Here is a 14,872-nt window from a genome sequence, read left to right as displayed (position 1 = left end):
CGTCGCGACCATGACGCGTCGTGCGCTGGTGCTCGCCGGAACCGGAATGCTCCGCAGGGTGGCGCGCGAGCTCGCCGTCGACGGCTGGCGGGTCGTCCTGCCCAGTCGCCGCTACGCCCCGATCCCCGCCGGGCAGCCCGATCAGCATTCGGTGCGCTGGGCGTCCGGAAACCGGCAGATGAGCGTCGGTTCGGGCAAGGCGATCTGGGTGGAGGCGCACTGGGACCAGCCCGGCGAACTCGCGCGCAAGGCCGGTCTCGTCCTCGACGACCTCGGCGGCCCCGCCGACCTGCTCGTCGCGTGGCTGCACGAGGCGTACCGCTCGGCCGTGCTCGCCGCCGTGTCCCCGTTGTTGGCCGACGACGCACCGGTCGTCGAGGTGTCGGCGGTGCCGGAATCGGGCGACGCGGCGGACGTCGCGGTGCCGCCGGATCCGTTCTGCCCCGAGCGGCGGACCCAGCAGGTGCTGCTCGGGGCGACCTCGGACGTCTCGCTGCGCAGGCCGCTCGGGCACGAGGAGATCGAACGCGGCGTGCTCGACGGCGTCCGCAGGGCGCTCGACGGCAGGCCCACGTCGGTGCACCAGCTCGGCGAACGCAGGCCCGTCGCCGGCTACTGACCGCTCGTCAGTCGGCGCGTTCGGTGCAGAAGATCGCCGTGCCGGGGAAGTACTTGCCGCGCAGCGGGCTCCACTGGCCCCAGACGCGGTCGTGTCCGGCGGGCCACTCGGGTTCGATCAGGTCCACGAGTCGCAGCCCGGTCGCGTTCAGTGCGCGGATCCAGTCGCCGAGCGTGCGGTGGTACTCCACGTACGTCGCGGCGCCGGCGGCGTCCTGCTCGACGTAGGGCGTGCGGTCGAAGTACGACTCGACGGCCGTCAGCCCGGTGGGGCCGGGATCGTCGGAGAAGATCCACCGCATCGGATGCGTCACCGAGAACACCCACCTGCCACCCGGCCGCAGCACCCGGGCCACCTCGGCGAAGACGGTCTCCGCGGACGGCACGAACGGCAGTGCCCCGAACGCCGAGCAGGCGATGTCGAACGACCCGGACGCGAGCGGCAGGTGCTCGGCGTTGGCCTGCAGCAGCGCGGGCGACAGGCCGGTGCGCTCCGCGGCGGCGGTGGCATGCCGCAACATGCCCGCCGACAGGTCGAGCGCGACGACGCGGGCACCCTGCGCCGTCAGCCACCGCGCGCACGGCGCCGAGCCGCAGCCGATCTCGAGGACGTCCGCACCGGGCAGGGTCTCGGCGCCGCCGAGCAGCCGGACGTCGACCTCGCGCACGCCCTCGGGACACCACACGAAGTCGGCCTCGCCGAGGAACGCCCCGTGTTGGGCGTGATACGTATCGGCGTCGGTGTCCCACCAGGCGAGCGTGGCGCGCTCGGCCTCGGGGGAGTCGACGCGGCGGTACGCGACGCCGGTGGTGCCGAGTTTCGTCTCGGTGCCGGCGTACCGCTGCGCGGGCGGTGGTTCCGAGGTTTCCGGTGGTTCCGGGGATGCCGAGGACACAGGTCCAATCGTCCCCTGGTGGGCGGGCTGATCACCGGTGCACCCCTGATTGTGCCGGTTACAGCACGCCGCGTACGATGTTTGTTAGCGCAGTGGGTTTCGCGCTTCCTGCACCCAGCGGTCCGGTTTCCGGTTCGTCGGGGTGGTGCGGCAGCGCATCTCGAGATGATCCTCAGCGGCTGTTCCACGACGCGGTCTCCAGCGGATTCCGCGTTCGGCGGAGCGGCTCGTATCGGCGAACTGCGCTGGCAAACTGCACACCTTCGACTTCTATCCGCTACCGGAGCAACCCACCTAATGACCATCGACACCACCACCGCCCCGAGCGCCGCGCAGGCCCAGGTCGCCGTCAACGACATCGGGACGGAGGAAGACTTCCTCGCCGCGATCGACAAGACCATCAAGTACTTCAACGATGGTGACATCGTCGAAGGCACGATCGTCAAGGTCGATCGCGACGAAGTGCTGCTCGACATCGGTTACAAGACCGAGGGCGTCATCCCCTCTCGTGAGCTGTCCATCAAGCACGATGTCGACCCGGCCGAGGTTGTCGCCGTCGGTGACGAGGTGGAGGCCCTTGTCCTGCAGAAGGAGGACAAGGAAGGCCGGCTGATCCTGTCCAAGAAGCGCGCCCAGTACGAGCGCGCCTGGGGCACGATCGAGGAGCTCAAGGAGAAGGACGAGCCCGTCAAGGGCACCGTCATCGAGGTCGTCAAGGGCGGCCTCATCCTCGACATCGGTCTCCGCGGCTTCCTGCCCGCCTCGCTGGTCGAGATGCGCCGCGTGCGCGACCTGCAGCCGTACGTCGGCCGCGAGCTCGAGGCCAAGATCATCGAGCTGGACAAGAACCGCAACAACGTGGTCCTGTCCCGTCGCGCCTACCTGGAGCAGACCCAGTCCGAGGTCCGCAGCGAGTTCCTCAACGCGCTCGCCAAGGGCCAGGTCCGCAAGGGTGTCGTCTCCTCGATCGTCAACTTCGGTGCGTTCGTGGACCTCGGCGGCGTCGACGGTCTGGTGCACGTCTCGGAGCTGTCCTGGAAGCACATCGACCACCCGTCCGAGGTCGTCGAGGTCGGCCAGGAGGTCACGGTCGAGGTGCTCGAGGTCGACATGGACCGCGAGCGCGTGTCCCTGTCGCTGAAGGCCACCCAGGAAGACCCGTGGCGTCAGTTCGCCCGCACCCACGCGATCGGCCAGATCGTGCCGGGCAAGGTCACCAAGCTCGTCCCGTTCGGCGCGTTCGTCCGCGTCGAGGAGGGCATCGAGGGCCTGGTGCACATCTCCGAGCTGGCCGAGCGCCACGTGGAGATCCCGGAGCAGGTCGTGCAGGTCGGCACCGAGGTCATGGTCAAGGTCATCGACATCGACCTCGAGCGTCGCCGCATCTCGCTGTCGCTGAAGCAGGCGAACGAGGGTCTGACGCCGGAGACCGACTTCGACCCGACCCAGTACGGCATGGCTGCCGAGTACGACGAGCAGGGCAACTACATCTACCCCGAGGGCTTCGACCCGGACACCCAGGAGTGGCAGGAGGGGTACGACACCCAGCGCGAGGAGTGGGAGAAGCAGTACGCCGAGGCGCACGCTCGCTACGAGCAGCACATGAAGCAGGTCGCCGAGGCTGCTGCCGCCAACGCCGCTGCTGCGGCCGACGCCGCGACCGGCGTCGAGGGTGGCGGCGAGCAGAACTACACCTCGGGTGGCGGCTCGACGTCCTCGTCGTCCTCCTCCTCTTCCTCGTCGTCGGCCGAGCAGCCCGCCCAGAGCGGCGGCACGCTGGCCAGTGACGAGCAGCTCGCGGCTCTGCGGGAGAAGCTCTCCGGCGGTGCGTGAGTAGCCTGAACCACGGGGTGGCCCCCGGTCCGATCATCGGGCCGGGGCCACCCCTTTTCGTGGGTGGGTGGTCCGGCCGAGTCGCGTGCGGGCGGGCTGTCTCCGCGGGTGCGCAGCAGAACGGCCCGCCGCTGCGTCAGGCAGCGGCGGGCCGTGTCGTCGAGGCCGGGTGCGTCGGCCCGGCAGGTCGGGCCGGTCGGGTCAGGCGGACGCGTGGCCGGGATCCAGGCGCGTTCGTACGCGGCGGCGCGGGCGCGGCGGCGCAGCCCGGCGAGGCTGTGTTTCGCGGGCACGAGCAGTGCGGTCAGCCAGTTGCGGCGGTGCTCGTCGAGCGCTGCGCAACGGCGCGGTGCATGATGCAGTGCACGAGGCCCGGGTTGCCCAGGCGGTGTTTGCCGACGTACGTGTTGGCGGGCATCGTTCCTCCGTATGAGCGATAGCCGTCGCCGGTCACATTAGGTAGTTGACGCCTGAGTGTGGTGGAACCTGGCGGCGTGTCACCCGAAATCCCTGCATAACGGTTTGGTCGACGTCGGAGAGTGGGTCGGGACGGCGAACTGGTTGAATGCGCGGATGCTGCGTGTAGGGCTGACGGGCGGAATCGGGTCGGGCAAGTCGACGGTGACGGCACGGCTCGCCGAGCTGGGTGCGACGGTGATCGATGCGGACCGGATCGCGAGGGAGGTCGTCGAACCGGGCACCGACGGGCTGGCGGAGATCGTCGAGGCGTTCGGCGAGGACGTCCTGACCGTCGACGGCGTGCTCGATCGCGCGGCGCTGGCCGCAAAGGCGTTCGCGGACGAGGATTCCCGGGCGCGGTTGAACGCGATCACGCATCCGCGGATCGGCGCGCGCACGGCCGAGCTGATGAACGGTGCGGCGGCGGACGCGATCGTCGTGCACGACATCCCGCTGCTGGTCGAGGGCGGTCTGGGCGCGAACTATCATCTGGTCCTCGTCGTCGACGCAGACGAGGACGTGCGGGTAGAGCGGCTCGTGGCGTCGCGGGGGATGTCGGAGGCCGACGCGCGGGCTCGGATCGCCGCCCAGGCGACGCGGGAACAGCGCGTGGCCGCCGCCGACGAGTGGCTGGACAACAACGATGCCCCGCACGTCGTGCGGGCCGAGGTCGACGCGCTGTGGAACGAACGACTCGTGCCGTTCGAGGCGGCCGTGCGCCTGCGTTCCCCACGTCCGCCGAGGCCGCCGCTGATCGGCGTCCCGGATCCGACGTGGGCGGCCCAGGCCGAGCGGCTGCTCGCGCGCGTGCGCCTGGCCGCGGGCTCGGTGGGCCTGCGCGCCGACCACATCGGGTCGACGGCCGTGCCGGACCTGCCGGCGAAGGATGTCGTCGACCTGCAGCTGACCGTGCCGAACCTCCTCGACGCCGACCGCATCTCCGACGCCCTGTCCGACGCGGGTTTCGTGCGCGCCGAGGGGCACTGGTTCGACCAGCCGCAGGACGACGAGTCGGGGCCGGGCCGGTGGGACAAGCGGTTCCACTACGGCGCCGACCCGGCACGTCCGGTGAACCTGCACGTCCGCTCGGCCGAGGGGCCCGCGTGGCGGTTGGCGTTGTTGTTCCGCGACTGGCTGCGGGCCAACCCGGCCGAGGCCGCGGCGTACGCGGACATCAAGCTGCGGTTGGCGACCAAGCACAGCCGCGACCTCAGCTCCCTCAACTACGCCGAGGAGAAGCAGTCGTGGGTCGACGCGGCGTTCGTCCGCGCGCAGCGCTGGGCCGCCGACACCGGCTGGGAGGTCTGAGCCGTCCCGGACGTCAGCGGCGTTTCCAGGTGAGCGTGATGCCGAGGGAGTCCAGCCAGGCGGCGAGGTCGTGGTCGTGCCGCGAGAGGGCGGCCAACGCGGTGTAGGCCGTTTCGAGTGCCTCGGCTGCCTCGGCGTGGGTGAGCAGGCCGGTGCCGGCGGCTTCGAGGAGCTCGTCGGTGTCGATCACCTCGATCTCGCGATGCTGCCGCAACACCAGGTCGAGGTACAGGTCGCGGGCGTGCCACACGTCGTCGCCGCGGGTGATGGACACGACGTCTAGGTAGAAGTCCTGATCGCGTTCGTGGCCGGGATTGAACCAGAAGTCGGTGATCCGTAGGTCCAGGTCCGGCAGCAGCCAGGACTCGAGGTAGTGGAACTGCGGCCGGCCGGGGGTCGGGCGGGCGAGGTACAGGCCGAAGGGCTCCACCCGGTACTCCTCGACCTCACGGACGATGCCCTTGGGGTCGGTGTTCGTTCCGGCCGCGACGTCGAAGGTCTCGCACTTCGGCGGGTGCATGACGATCATCTTGCTCGGCCGGGCGGAGGCCGTCGAGCCATCGACCGGTGGACTCCGCGACGCGGGACCGAAACTGTCGGTGGAGGCGCCTACCCTGGACCTCGTGGCATTCGCGACCGAACACCCAGTGCTGGCGCACTCCGAGTTCCGGCCCGTCTCCGACATCCCCCGTACGGGCGGCCGGTTCGAGGTCGTCAGCGAGTACGAGCCGGCGGGCGACCAGCCGGCGGCGATCGAGGAGCTGGAGCGCAGGCTGGGCCAGGGGGAGAAGGACGTCGTCCTGCTCGGTGCGACCGGTACGGGCAAGTCGGCGACGACCGCGTGGCTGGTGGAGCGCGTCCAGCGGCCCACGCTCGTGCTCGAGCCCAACAAGACGCTGGCCGCGCAGATGGCCAACGAGCTGCGCGAGTTCTTCCCGAACAACGCGGTGGAGTACTTCGTCAGCTACTACGACTACTACCAGCCCGAGGCGTACGTCCCGCAGACCGACACCTACATCGAGAAGGACTCGTCGATCAACGACGACGTCGAGCGGTTGCGGCACTCGGCGACGATGAACCTGCTCTCGCGCCGCGACACGATCGTGGTCGCGAGCGTGTCGTGCATCTACGGCCTCGGCACGCCGCAGTCGTACCTCGACCGGTCGAGCCGGCTCGCGGTCGGTGAGGAGGTCGAGCGCGACGTCTTCCTGCGCGCCCTGGTCGACGTGCAGTACACCCGCAACGACCTGGCGTTCGCGCGCGGCACGTTCCGCGTGCGCGGCGACACCGTCGAGATCATCCCCGCCTACGAGGAGCTCGCGATCCGCGTCGAGTTCTTCGGCGACGAGATCGACAGCCTCTACTACCTGCACCCGTTGACCGGGGAGATCGTCAGCGAGGTCGACGAGGTGCGGATCTTCCCGGCCACCCACTACGTGGCCGGTCCGGAACGCATGGAGCGGGCCGTGCACGCCATCGAGTCCGAGCTCGAGGAGCGCCTCGCCGAGCTCGAGAAGCAGAACAAGCTCCTCGAGGCTCAGCGGCTGCGCATGCGCACGAGCTACGACATCGAGATGATGCGCCAGGTCGGGTTCTGCTCGGGCATCGAGAACTACTCGCGCCACATCGACGCCCGGCCGGCCGGGTCGTCGCCGGCCACGCTGCTCGACTACTTCCCCGAGGACTTCCTGCTCGTCATCGACGAGTCGCACCAGACGGTGCCGCAGATCGGCGCGATGTTCGAGGGCGACATGTCCCGCAAGCGCACGCTCGTCGACCACGGGTTCCGCCTGCCGAGCGCCCTCGACAACCGTCCGCTCACGTGGGAGGAGTTCGCCGACCGGATCGGGCAGACGGTGTACCTGTCCGCGACGCCCGGCCCGTACGAGATGGGCCAGGCCGGCGGTGAGTTCGTCGAGCAGGTCATCCGGCCGACGGGCCTGGTCGACCCGGAGATCGTCGTCAAACCCACCGAGGGGCAGATCGACGATCTGGTGCACGAGATCCGCACCCGCGCCGACAAGGACGAACGCACCCTCGTCACCACGTTGACGAAGAAGATGGCCGAGGATCTCACCGACTACCTGCTGGAACTCGGCATCCGCGTGCGCTACCTGCACTCCGAGGTCGACACGCTGCGCCGGGTGGAGCTGCTGCGCCAGCTGCGGTCGGGCGATTTCGACGTGCTCGTCGGCATCAACCTCCTGCGGGAGGGCCTCGACCTGCCCGAGGTGTCGCTCGTGGCGATCCTCGACGCCGACAAGGAGGGCTTCCTGCGCAGCGGGACGTCGCTCGTGCAGACGATCGGTCGCGCGGCACGGAACGTGTCGGGCCAGGTGCACATGTACGCCGACACGATCACCGACTCGATGCAGTACGCCATCGACGAGACCAACCGGCGGCGGGAGAAGCAGGTCGCCTACAACACCGAACGCGGCATCGACCCGCAACCGTTGCGGAAGAAGATCGCCGACATCCTCGATCGCGTCTACACCGAGGCCGAGGACTCCGAGGACGGGGTCGACGTCGGCGGTTCCGGTCGGAACTCCTCGCGGGGCAAGAAGCCCGAGCAGGGCGACAAGGTCCGTAGCTCCGGCATGCTCGTCGACCGCGAGCCGAGTTCGATGCCGCGCGCCGAACTGGCCGACCTCATCCAGCAGATGACCGACCAGATGATGCAGGCCGCCCGCGATCTGCAGTTCGAGCTCGCCGCCCGGCTGCGCGACGAGATCCACGAGCTCAAGAAGGAACTACGCGGGATGGACGCCGCGGGTCAGCAGTGACCGTCGCGGCCCAGTCGGTTCAGCCGATGCTGGGGTCCGGTTCGAGCAGGCCGAACAGGGTGCCCTCGGGGTCGCGGCAGTAGGCGAGCCGGCCGACGGCGGCGATCGTCTGCACGGGGCCGGCTGCGCTGCCTCCGGCCTGTTCGATCTCGCGCAGCATCAGATCGAGGTCGTCGACCTCCATCGTGAGCGAGCAGGTGGGCGGTGCGGCGCCGTTACTCGGCGGGGGTTCCTCCCGTTGCACGAGGCTGCCGTCGATGCCGGTGCTTCCGGTGCCGGTCGTGATCGCCCACGTGGCTTCGGGTGCCCATCTTTCGAAGTGCCACTCGAAGACGGTCGTGTAGAACGTGATCGCGCGTTCGGGATCGCTCGCGTATACCTCGAAGAACACGGGCCGAGGCATGACGGGCCTCCTAACCGGACATCAGAGGGTGTGGCGGAAAAGACGATCCTGCACCGAGATTGTCGGTCATGCCGGCCACGCTTGTCACCTGGAACGGCGATCCGCGACTGATCGTTACCCGCGTGCCGGGACGCGGCGCAGCGCGACGGCGGCCGCGACGGCGGCGCAGGTCAGGAGTACGGCGGCGGTGGTGGACACCGTGGTGAAGCCGGAGGTGAACGCCTCGTGTGCCGCGTCGATCAGGGTGGCTGCCTCGTCGGCGGGGAGTTGTCGGGCGATGCCGACGTCGCCGGCGACGGTGTTGCCTGCTCCGTCGGGTAGGGCGATGCCCGGGTCGCGGGCCATGAGGCGTTGGTAGATCGCGGCGGACACGGTGCCGAACAGGGCGATGCCGAGGGCTTCGCCGAGCACCATGCCCGTTTCCGACGTTCCGGCGGCGCTCGACGCGCGTTCGGTCGGTGCGGTATCGAGGACCAGCGTGTTGGCGAGGGTGCCGAGGATGCCGATGCCGAGGGTCAGCACGGTGTAGCCGGTGATGAACACCGCCACGTGCGTGTCGGGGTCGAGCTGTCCGACCCCGGCGAGTCCGCCTGCGGTGAGGCCGAAGCCGACGACCACCAGTGTGGCCGGGCGGATCCGTCCGCCGAGGCGTGCGGCCACGGCGGTGCCGGCGATGCTGCCGGCGATGGTCGGCAGGGCGACGAGCCCGGCGCGTAGCGGAGACAGGTCGTGGACGGTCTGCAGGAACGTGAACGCGAGCAGGCCCAGTCCGGCCATGGCGAGGCCGACGACGATGTTGGTGCCGACGGCGGCGCCGAAGGCGGCCGGGTGAACAGCGACAGGTCGAGCAGAGGGTGGCGGGCGCGCCGCATCCACGCCACCGCGCTCACGGCGAGGGCGATGCCGGCGCCGAGGGCGGCGAGTGCGATGCCGTCGGCGCCGTGTTCGGCGAGCCGTTTGCCGGCGTAGACGACGGACACGATGCCGGCGAGCGACAGCAGCGCGCCGAGCAGGTCGAATCCGCCGGCGTCGGGGTCGCGTGATTCGGGCAGCAGCACGGGCGCGTTGCCAGGAGCAGTGCCATGACGGGGATGTTGATGAGGAACACCGAGCCCCACCAGAAGTGTTCGAGCAGCAGGCCCCCGAACACCGGTCCGGCGACGGCGCCGCCGGCGAACGCCGCCGTCCACGCTCCGACCGCGGCGCGTCGTTGGTCGGGGTCGTGGAACATCGCGCGGATCAGGCCGAGTGTCGACGGCGCGAGGGTAGCGGCGCCGACGCCGAGCAGCACGCGCGCGGCGATGAACACCTCCGGTGACGGCGCGAACGCCAGTCCGGCCGATCCGATGCCGAACACCACCGTGCCGATCAGCAGCAGCCGCCTGCGGCCGATGCGGTCGCCGACGGCGCCCATCGTCAGGAGCAGGCCGGCCATCACGAAGCTGTAGATGTCCATCATCCACAGCCATTGCGTGGCGTTCGGGGCGAGATCGCGGGCCACGGCCGGTCCGGCGACGAACAGGATCGAGATGTCCATCGCCACGAGCAGCGTGGGCAGCAACAGGATCGGCAGGCCTGCCCACGTGCGCGCCGAGGCGCGGGCCGTCGAGCCGGGGGAGGTGTGTTCGGCGGTCATGGCAGCGACCGTACAAGCGTCTTGCACAAATGTGCAAGACATTTGTGCAAGACGGCCGTTCAAGGCGGTTGTGTTGGACGTGTGTGTAAGACGGTTGTGTAAGACTGGTGGGATGAGTCAGCGTGACGCGTTGTTGGCCGGGGCGAAGCGGTGTTTGGCGGAGAAAGGCTATGGCCGGGCGACGGCCAGGGATGTTGCGGCTGCGGCGGGGGCGAACCTGGGGTCGATCGGCTATCACTTCGGTTCGAAGGACCGGTTGTTGAGCCTTGCGGCGATCGAGTTGACGTCGGAGTGGGGCGATGCGATCGAGTCGGCGGCCCGGGTGGCCGTGGTCGGGTCGCCGGTGGAGCGGCTGGCGGCGTTGGTGGCGGAGTTGGCGCGCGGCGTGCCGGGTGCGCGTGATCTGCAGGCGGCCGGCCTGCAGGTGTTGGCGCATGCCGAGCGTGACGAGGAGTTACGCCCCCAGGTCGCGGAGGCGTTGACGACGGCGCGGTGTCAGCTCGCCGCCGTGGTGCTCGGGCGCGACGAGGTCGCTCCGGGTTCGTCCGAGGAGCGAGGCGTCGGCTTCCTGGCGTATGCGATCGTCGCGGGCCTGGTGGCGCAGGCGTTGTTGGACCCGGACACGATCGCCGACCCCGACGAGTTGCAACGCGCCGTGCAGGGCCTGTTCGCCGGCGCTGGGTAGGCGCGGGTCCGTCCCCGAAACGCCAACACGGCGCCGCGAAACGCCGACACGGCGACGTGGGGTGCTGACACGGCGACGTGGGGTGCTGACACGGCGCCTACTGCCTCCGCTCAGCTGGTGATGTCTTTCGTGGAGAAGCGGCGGGTGGCGATGAGGAAGAAGAGGGTGCCGTAGACGACCGCGGAGAGGGCGCCGGAGGCCATCCGGCTCCATTCGACGTCGGTGGCGATGAGGTCCATCCAGGCGAACGAGAAGTGGGTCGGGAGGAACTCGCGCAGATCGCCGAGGGCGGTGATCTGGTTGAGGATCTGCGACAGGATCGACACGAGGACGGCGCCGCCGACGGCGCCGAGAGGTGCGTCGGTGGACACGCTGAGCGCCATGGCGAGCCCGGCGACCCAGGTCAGATGGATGATGACGTAGAGGGTCGCGAGGGCGATGGCGATGAGGCTGTCGCCGAAGGCGATGGAGTCGCCGGTGGGGCTGATGGCCTGGCCGGTGCCGTACCAGATCGTGCCGGCGATGAGCGCCGACACGGGCAGGACGATGATCGTCGTCGCGGCCAGCAGCGCCGAGGCGACGGCTTTCTGCCGCAGCAACCGGTGTCGTGGCACGGGGATCGCCAGCAGGTACTTCAGGCTCGACCACGACGATTCGCTGGCGATGGTGTCGCCGAAGAACAGCGCCACGATCATCGGCAGCAGGAACGAGCCGGACACGAACATCGCCACGACGACGAAGTTCGGCGCGCTGGCGGTGGCGAGGTCGATGAATCCGCCGGAGCGCCGATTCGGGTTGGCGTCGCCGAGCTCGAACGCCGCGACGAGGATGAACGGCAGCAGCGCGACGAACGCCAGCACCAGTTGGGTGCGCCGCCGCCGCAGTTGCCGTCGCAGTTCGACGCCGAGTCGCAGGGTGCGGCCGGCGCGGTAGCCGGCGACGGCGCCGTCGGTTCCGGAACCTGCGGTGGGTTCGGCGTCGGCGGCGTCGGTGAGTTCCTGCAGGGCGGCCGGGTCGGTGTGCACGCCGTGCTGGCCGTCCGCCCGGCCGCCGGCGGTGTCCCGTTCCGTGTCGCTCATCAGCCGTCACCTTCCCCGACGAGTTGCAGGAACGCGTCCTCGAGCCGGCGCCGTGGTCCGGCCTGTTCGACGGACACGTCGGCGCGGACGAGCGCGGCGACCGCCTCGCTGCGGGGCAGTCCGCCGAGATCGGCGTGCACGAGCTCGCCGTCGACCTCCACATCGGACACCCCGTCGAGGGTGCGCAGCGTGTCCGCGGCACGGTCGGCGTCGTCCACGCGGAACGTCGCCTCCCCGCCCGCGGCGATGATGTCGTGCACCCCGCCGGAGGCGATCAACTTGCCGCGGTGCATGACCACGACGTCGGTGCACGTCTGCTCGACCTCGGCCAGCAGGTGGCTCGACACCACCACGGTGCGGCCGGTGGCGGCGTAGCGACGCAGCACCTCACGCATCTGGTGGATCTGTGGCGGGTCGAGTCCGTTGGTGGGTTCGTCGAGCACGAGCAGCTCCGGCAGGCCCAGCATCGCCTGCGCGATCGCGAGTCGTTGCCGCATGCCCTGGCTGTAGGTGCGCACCTTCCGGTGCACCGCGTCGCCGAGCCCGGCGATCTCGAGCGCCTCGGCCACGTGCGCCTTGTCGACGGGACGTCCGGTGGCCTGCCAGTACAGCTCGAGGTTGGCCGCGCCGGACAGGTGCGGCAGGAATCCCGCGCCCTCGACGAACGAGCCGATGCGCGAGAGCACCGGCGCGCCGGGCGTGACGCGGTGGCCGAAGACGCGGATCTCGCCCTCGGTGGGCGTGATCAGGCCCATCAGCATGCGCAGGGTCGTCGTCTTGCCGGCGCCGTTGGGGCCGAGCAGGCCGAGGACCTGGCCCGGTTCGACGCGGAACGACAGGTCGCTGACGGCCGTGAGCCCGCCGGGGTACGACTTCGTCAGCCCCGAGATCACCATCGGCGTCTCGGCCAGTTCGGGGTCGACCGTGTGGGAACGCTTGCGGCGGATCGCGGCGATCACGGCGACCGCGAGGGCCACGGCGAGCGCCCCGCCGATGCCCGCGAGCTGCGCGACCGGCCAGCCCGCGGTGGCCGTGGTGCCCGCGACGACGGGGACGCTGATGCCGCGGTCGTCGGCGAGCGAGATCCGGTACGCGGCGGGGGAGTCGGGCGCGTGGAAGGACTGGTCGGTGGTGCTGACCACCAGCTGCAGTCGGTGTTCCGACTCGAACGGGCGGACGATGCCGGGCAGCGTGACGTCGACCTCGGTGGGTGAGCCGTCCTCGGCCAGCGGCACGCGGATCGGGGCGACCGCGTTGCCCGGCAGCGTGCGCGTGCCGTCGGGGTTGACGTCGTAGACCTTCGCGAACAGCACCGCCTCGTCCTGGCCCTGGCCACGACCCTGCTGTCGGCCCTGCTGTCCGGCCTGTTCCGGGGTGACCTGCAGACGGACCGTCGGTGCGCCGGCGGCGAGCAGTTGGCTGTTCATCGGCTGCGACGTGAACATCGCGGCCTGGCCGGGCGGGTCCATCGTGAACAGTCCGGACAGGCGCGACGTGCCGGACACGACGCGGTTGAGGCCGGGGATGCCGGAGATGGACGACGGGGTGCCGCCCGGTGGCCGCACGACCTGCTGTTCGGGCCCGGTCAGCTGCACGTCGCGGCGCTGCACGTCGTCGCCGGTGACACCGGGGTACGCGGGGGCCTCGACGTTGCGCACCGACGGCGCGCCGCCCGCGCGCAGGGCGCCGGTGACGTCGTAGGCGAACGGTGCCGCCGGGTCCTCGCCCTCACCGGTGAGGTGGTGCCACAGGAACTCGCCCATGACGCCGCGCAACGTGGGGCCGGGCCCGCCGCCGTCGTGCCCGCCCGCGTACCAGGCGACGGACACGTCCCCACCGGCCTCGGCGATCTCGCGCGCGTTGGCGTCGGCCTGGTCGAGACCGAAGAGCGTGTCGTGCTCGCCCTGGACCAGGAAGGTCGGGACGGTGATGTTGTCGGTGACCGATGCGGGCGACACGCGGTGCAGCAGGTCGAGCGTGTCCCGACCGGCCTCGCCGTTGGTGGCCACATCGGTGAAGGCCGCGCAGACTTCGGCGGTGAACCGGCCGCACAGCCCGTCGCCCGTGTCCTGACCGTCGCCCGGGCCGCCGGGTCCACCGGGGAGATCGGGGACGGCGCCACCGACACCGTTGCCGCCGGCGCCGCCGGCGTCCGGACCGGTCGCCACGTCGTCGCTGTCCTGTTCCTGCCCCGCCTCGACGGCGTCCGGCCCGGCGTCACCCGACGCGGTCGGGGCGCCCGTTCCTGCGGAGAACAACGTGCCGATCCACGTCTGCTTCAACACTCCCGACTCGGCGGAACCGCCGGGCGCCGGGGTGGCCACGTCACTGTCGGCCTCGGCCGCGTGGTTGGGCAGCAGGGAGCGGCCGAGGTCGTTGTAGGTGATGGCGGGGGCGATCGCGTCCACGCGGTCGTCGGTGCCGGCCAGCAGCAGGGCGAGCGCGCCGCCGTAGGACCCACCGGTGACGCCGACGCGCGGGTCGCCGTCCTCGTCGGTGCGCACCTCGGGCATGCCGGAGAGGTGGTCGAGCAGGCGGGACGCGTCGGCGACCTCGCGGTCGGGGTCGTTGAGCGCGATCTGCCCGGTGCTCTCGCCGAATCCGCGTGCCGACCAGGTCAGCACCACGAAACCCCGTTCGGCCAGTTCGCGGGCGTCGCGTTCGACGCTGCGCTTGTCGCCGCCGAAGCCGTGCGGGACGAGCACGGCGGGCGCGGGCGTCTCGTCCGGGATGTACACCGTGGTGTCGAGCTGTTCGCGGTCCTCGGAACCCGGGGTGGCCTCGACGTCGATGGTCGCGGCGTGCGCCCGGTACGGCACCGGCTCCTCGTTGTCGCCGAGCAGCAGGAACCCGCCGGCGACGACGATGACGACGACGGCCAGCAGCGCGGTCAGCCGGCGGCCGCGGCCGTGGAGGAAACGGGGCACAGGGGGCACACCGCCAACACTATTGGGCCCGGTTCCGGCGGTGTGGAGCGGGCGGTTCGTCCCTGATGGGTACGCCGCGTAGTTCGCTGACCTGCTGTGATCGATGTTACGCGGGGCGTGGCCGGGGGAACGTCGGATGCGACTGGCGCCCCGCGCCGGCCGGCGCAAGGATGGAGGGGCTGTCGAGGGGAGTATTCCCGCACGGCGATGTCGTCAACACGGTTGCCTTCGAGCACCCGGCATCG

Annotated in this window: 12 protein-coding genes and 1 pseudogene; 5 read left to right on the top strand and 8 right to left on the bottom strand. The window is 70.6% G+C overall.

Going from position 1 to position 14,872, the window contains the following annotated elements; translation table 11 throughout:
* The first annotated feature begins 10 nt into the window (after nt 1-10).
* Entirely contained in the window at nt 11-619 is a 609-nt protein-coding gene (locus BJF85_RS14080; protein WP_255375627.1) for a hypothetical protein, read from the top strand.
* Nucleotides 620-626: 7 nt separating this feature from the next.
* Here the strand turns inward: BJF85_RS14080 and BJF85_RS14075 are convergent, their stop codons facing one another.
* Nucleotides 627-1,514 (bottom strand): class I SAM-dependent methyltransferase, encoded by an 888-nt coding sequence (locus BJF85_RS14075; protein WP_075848029.1) that lies wholly within the window; start codon nt 1,512-1,514, stop codon nt 627-629.
* A 297-nt stretch (nt 1,515-1,811) separates the two neighbouring features.
* On the opposite strand from BJF85_RS14075, the gene rpsA reads away from it, so the two are divergent.
* A complete protein-coding gene (gene rpsA / locus BJF85_RS14070; protein WP_075848028.1) occupies nt 1,812-3,347 on the top strand; it encodes a 30S ribosomal protein S1 in 1,536 nt (511 codons plus the stop codon).
* 209 nt (nt 3,348-3,556) lie between these two features.
* Here the strand turns inward: rpsA and BJF85_RS14065 are convergent.
* Nucleotides 3,557-3,765 (bottom strand): annotated as a pseudogene (locus BJF85_RS14065) (hypothetical protein); the annotation flags it as partial.
* A gap of 155 nt (nt 3,766-3,920) precedes the next feature.
* On the opposite strand from BJF85_RS14065, the gene coaE reads away from it, so the two are divergent.
* A complete protein-coding gene (gene coaE, locus BJF85_RS14060; protein WP_075848059.1) occupies nt 3,921-5,114 on the top strand; it encodes a dephospho-CoA kinase in 1,194 nt (397 codons plus the stop codon).
* A 13-nt stretch (nt 5,115-5,127) separates the two neighbouring features.
* Here coaE and BJF85_RS14055 read toward each other — a convergent pair whose 3' ends face one another.
* Complete coding sequence (locus BJF85_RS14055; protein WP_075848026.1) at nt 5,128-5,643, bottom strand: DUF402 domain-containing protein; 516 nt, start codon at nt 5,641-5,643, stop codon at nt 5,128-5,130.
* Nucleotides 5,644-5,737: 94 nt separating this feature from the next.
* Between BJF85_RS14055 and uvrB the strand changes: the two genes are divergently transcribed.
* Nucleotides 5,738-7,897 carry an excinuclease ABC subunit UvrB gene (gene uvrB, locus BJF85_RS14050; protein ID WP_075848057.1) on the top strand — a complete coding sequence of 720 codons (2,160 nt, stop codon included), beginning with the start codon at nt 5,738-5,740 and terminating at the stop codon, nt 7,895-7,897.
* A gap of 19 nt (nt 7,898-7,916) precedes the next feature.
* Here uvrB and BJF85_RS14045 read toward each other — a convergent pair whose 3' ends face one another.
* The 3 genes from BJF85_RS14045 to BJF85_RS28970 form a co-directional block, all read right to left on the bottom strand.
* Entirely contained in the window at nt 7,917-8,300 is a 384-nt protein-coding gene (locus BJF85_RS14045; protein ID WP_075848024.1) for a VOC family protein, read from the bottom strand.
* Nucleotides 8,301-8,414: 114 nt separating this feature from the next.
* Nucleotides 8,415-9,176, bottom strand: a complete 762-nt coding sequence (locus tag BJF85_RS28975; protein WP_222844555.1) for an MFS transporter — start codon at nt 9,174-9,176, stop codon at nt 8,415-8,417.
* 10 nt (nt 9,177-9,186) lie between these two features.
* Nucleotides 9,187-9,936, bottom strand: coding sequence for an MFS transporter (locus BJF85_RS28970; protein ID WP_222844554.1), 750 nt, complete (start codon nt 9,934-9,936; stop codon nt 9,187-9,189).
* Between the two features lie 112 nt (nt 9,937-10,048).
* Between BJF85_RS28970 and BJF85_RS14035 the strand changes: the two genes are divergently transcribed.
* The gene (locus BJF85_RS14035; protein WP_075848022.1) at nt 10,049-10,621 is read left to right on the top strand and encodes a TetR family transcriptional regulator; all 573 of its coding nucleotides are present in this window, start codon (nt 10,049-10,051) and stop codon (nt 10,619-10,621) included.
* A 110-nt stretch (nt 10,622-10,731) separates the two neighbouring features.
* Here the strand turns inward: BJF85_RS14035 and BJF85_RS14030 are convergent, their stop codons facing one another.
* Nucleotides 10,732-11,700 carry an ABC transporter permease gene (locus tag BJF85_RS14030; protein WP_075848020.1) on the bottom strand — a complete coding sequence of 323 codons (969 nt, stop codon included), beginning with the start codon at nt 11,698-11,700 and terminating at the stop codon, nt 10,732-10,734.
* Entirely contained in the window at nt 11,700-14,627 is a 2,928-nt protein-coding gene (locus tag BJF85_RS14025) for an alpha/beta fold hydrolase (protein WP_075848018.1), read from the bottom strand. Before BJF85_RS14025 ends, BJF85_RS14030 begins: the two co-directional genes overlap by 1 nt.
* Between the last annotated feature and the right edge of the window lie 245 nt (nt 14,628-14,872).

The organism is Saccharomonospora sp. CUA-673, assembly GCF_001942305.1.
Classification (GTDB): domain Bacteria; phylum Actinomycetota; class Actinomycetes; order Mycobacteriales; family Pseudonocardiaceae; genus Prauserella.
The sequence above is the reverse complement of the archived record's forward strand: the minus strand, read 5'-3'. Positions and strand labels throughout refer to the sequence as shown.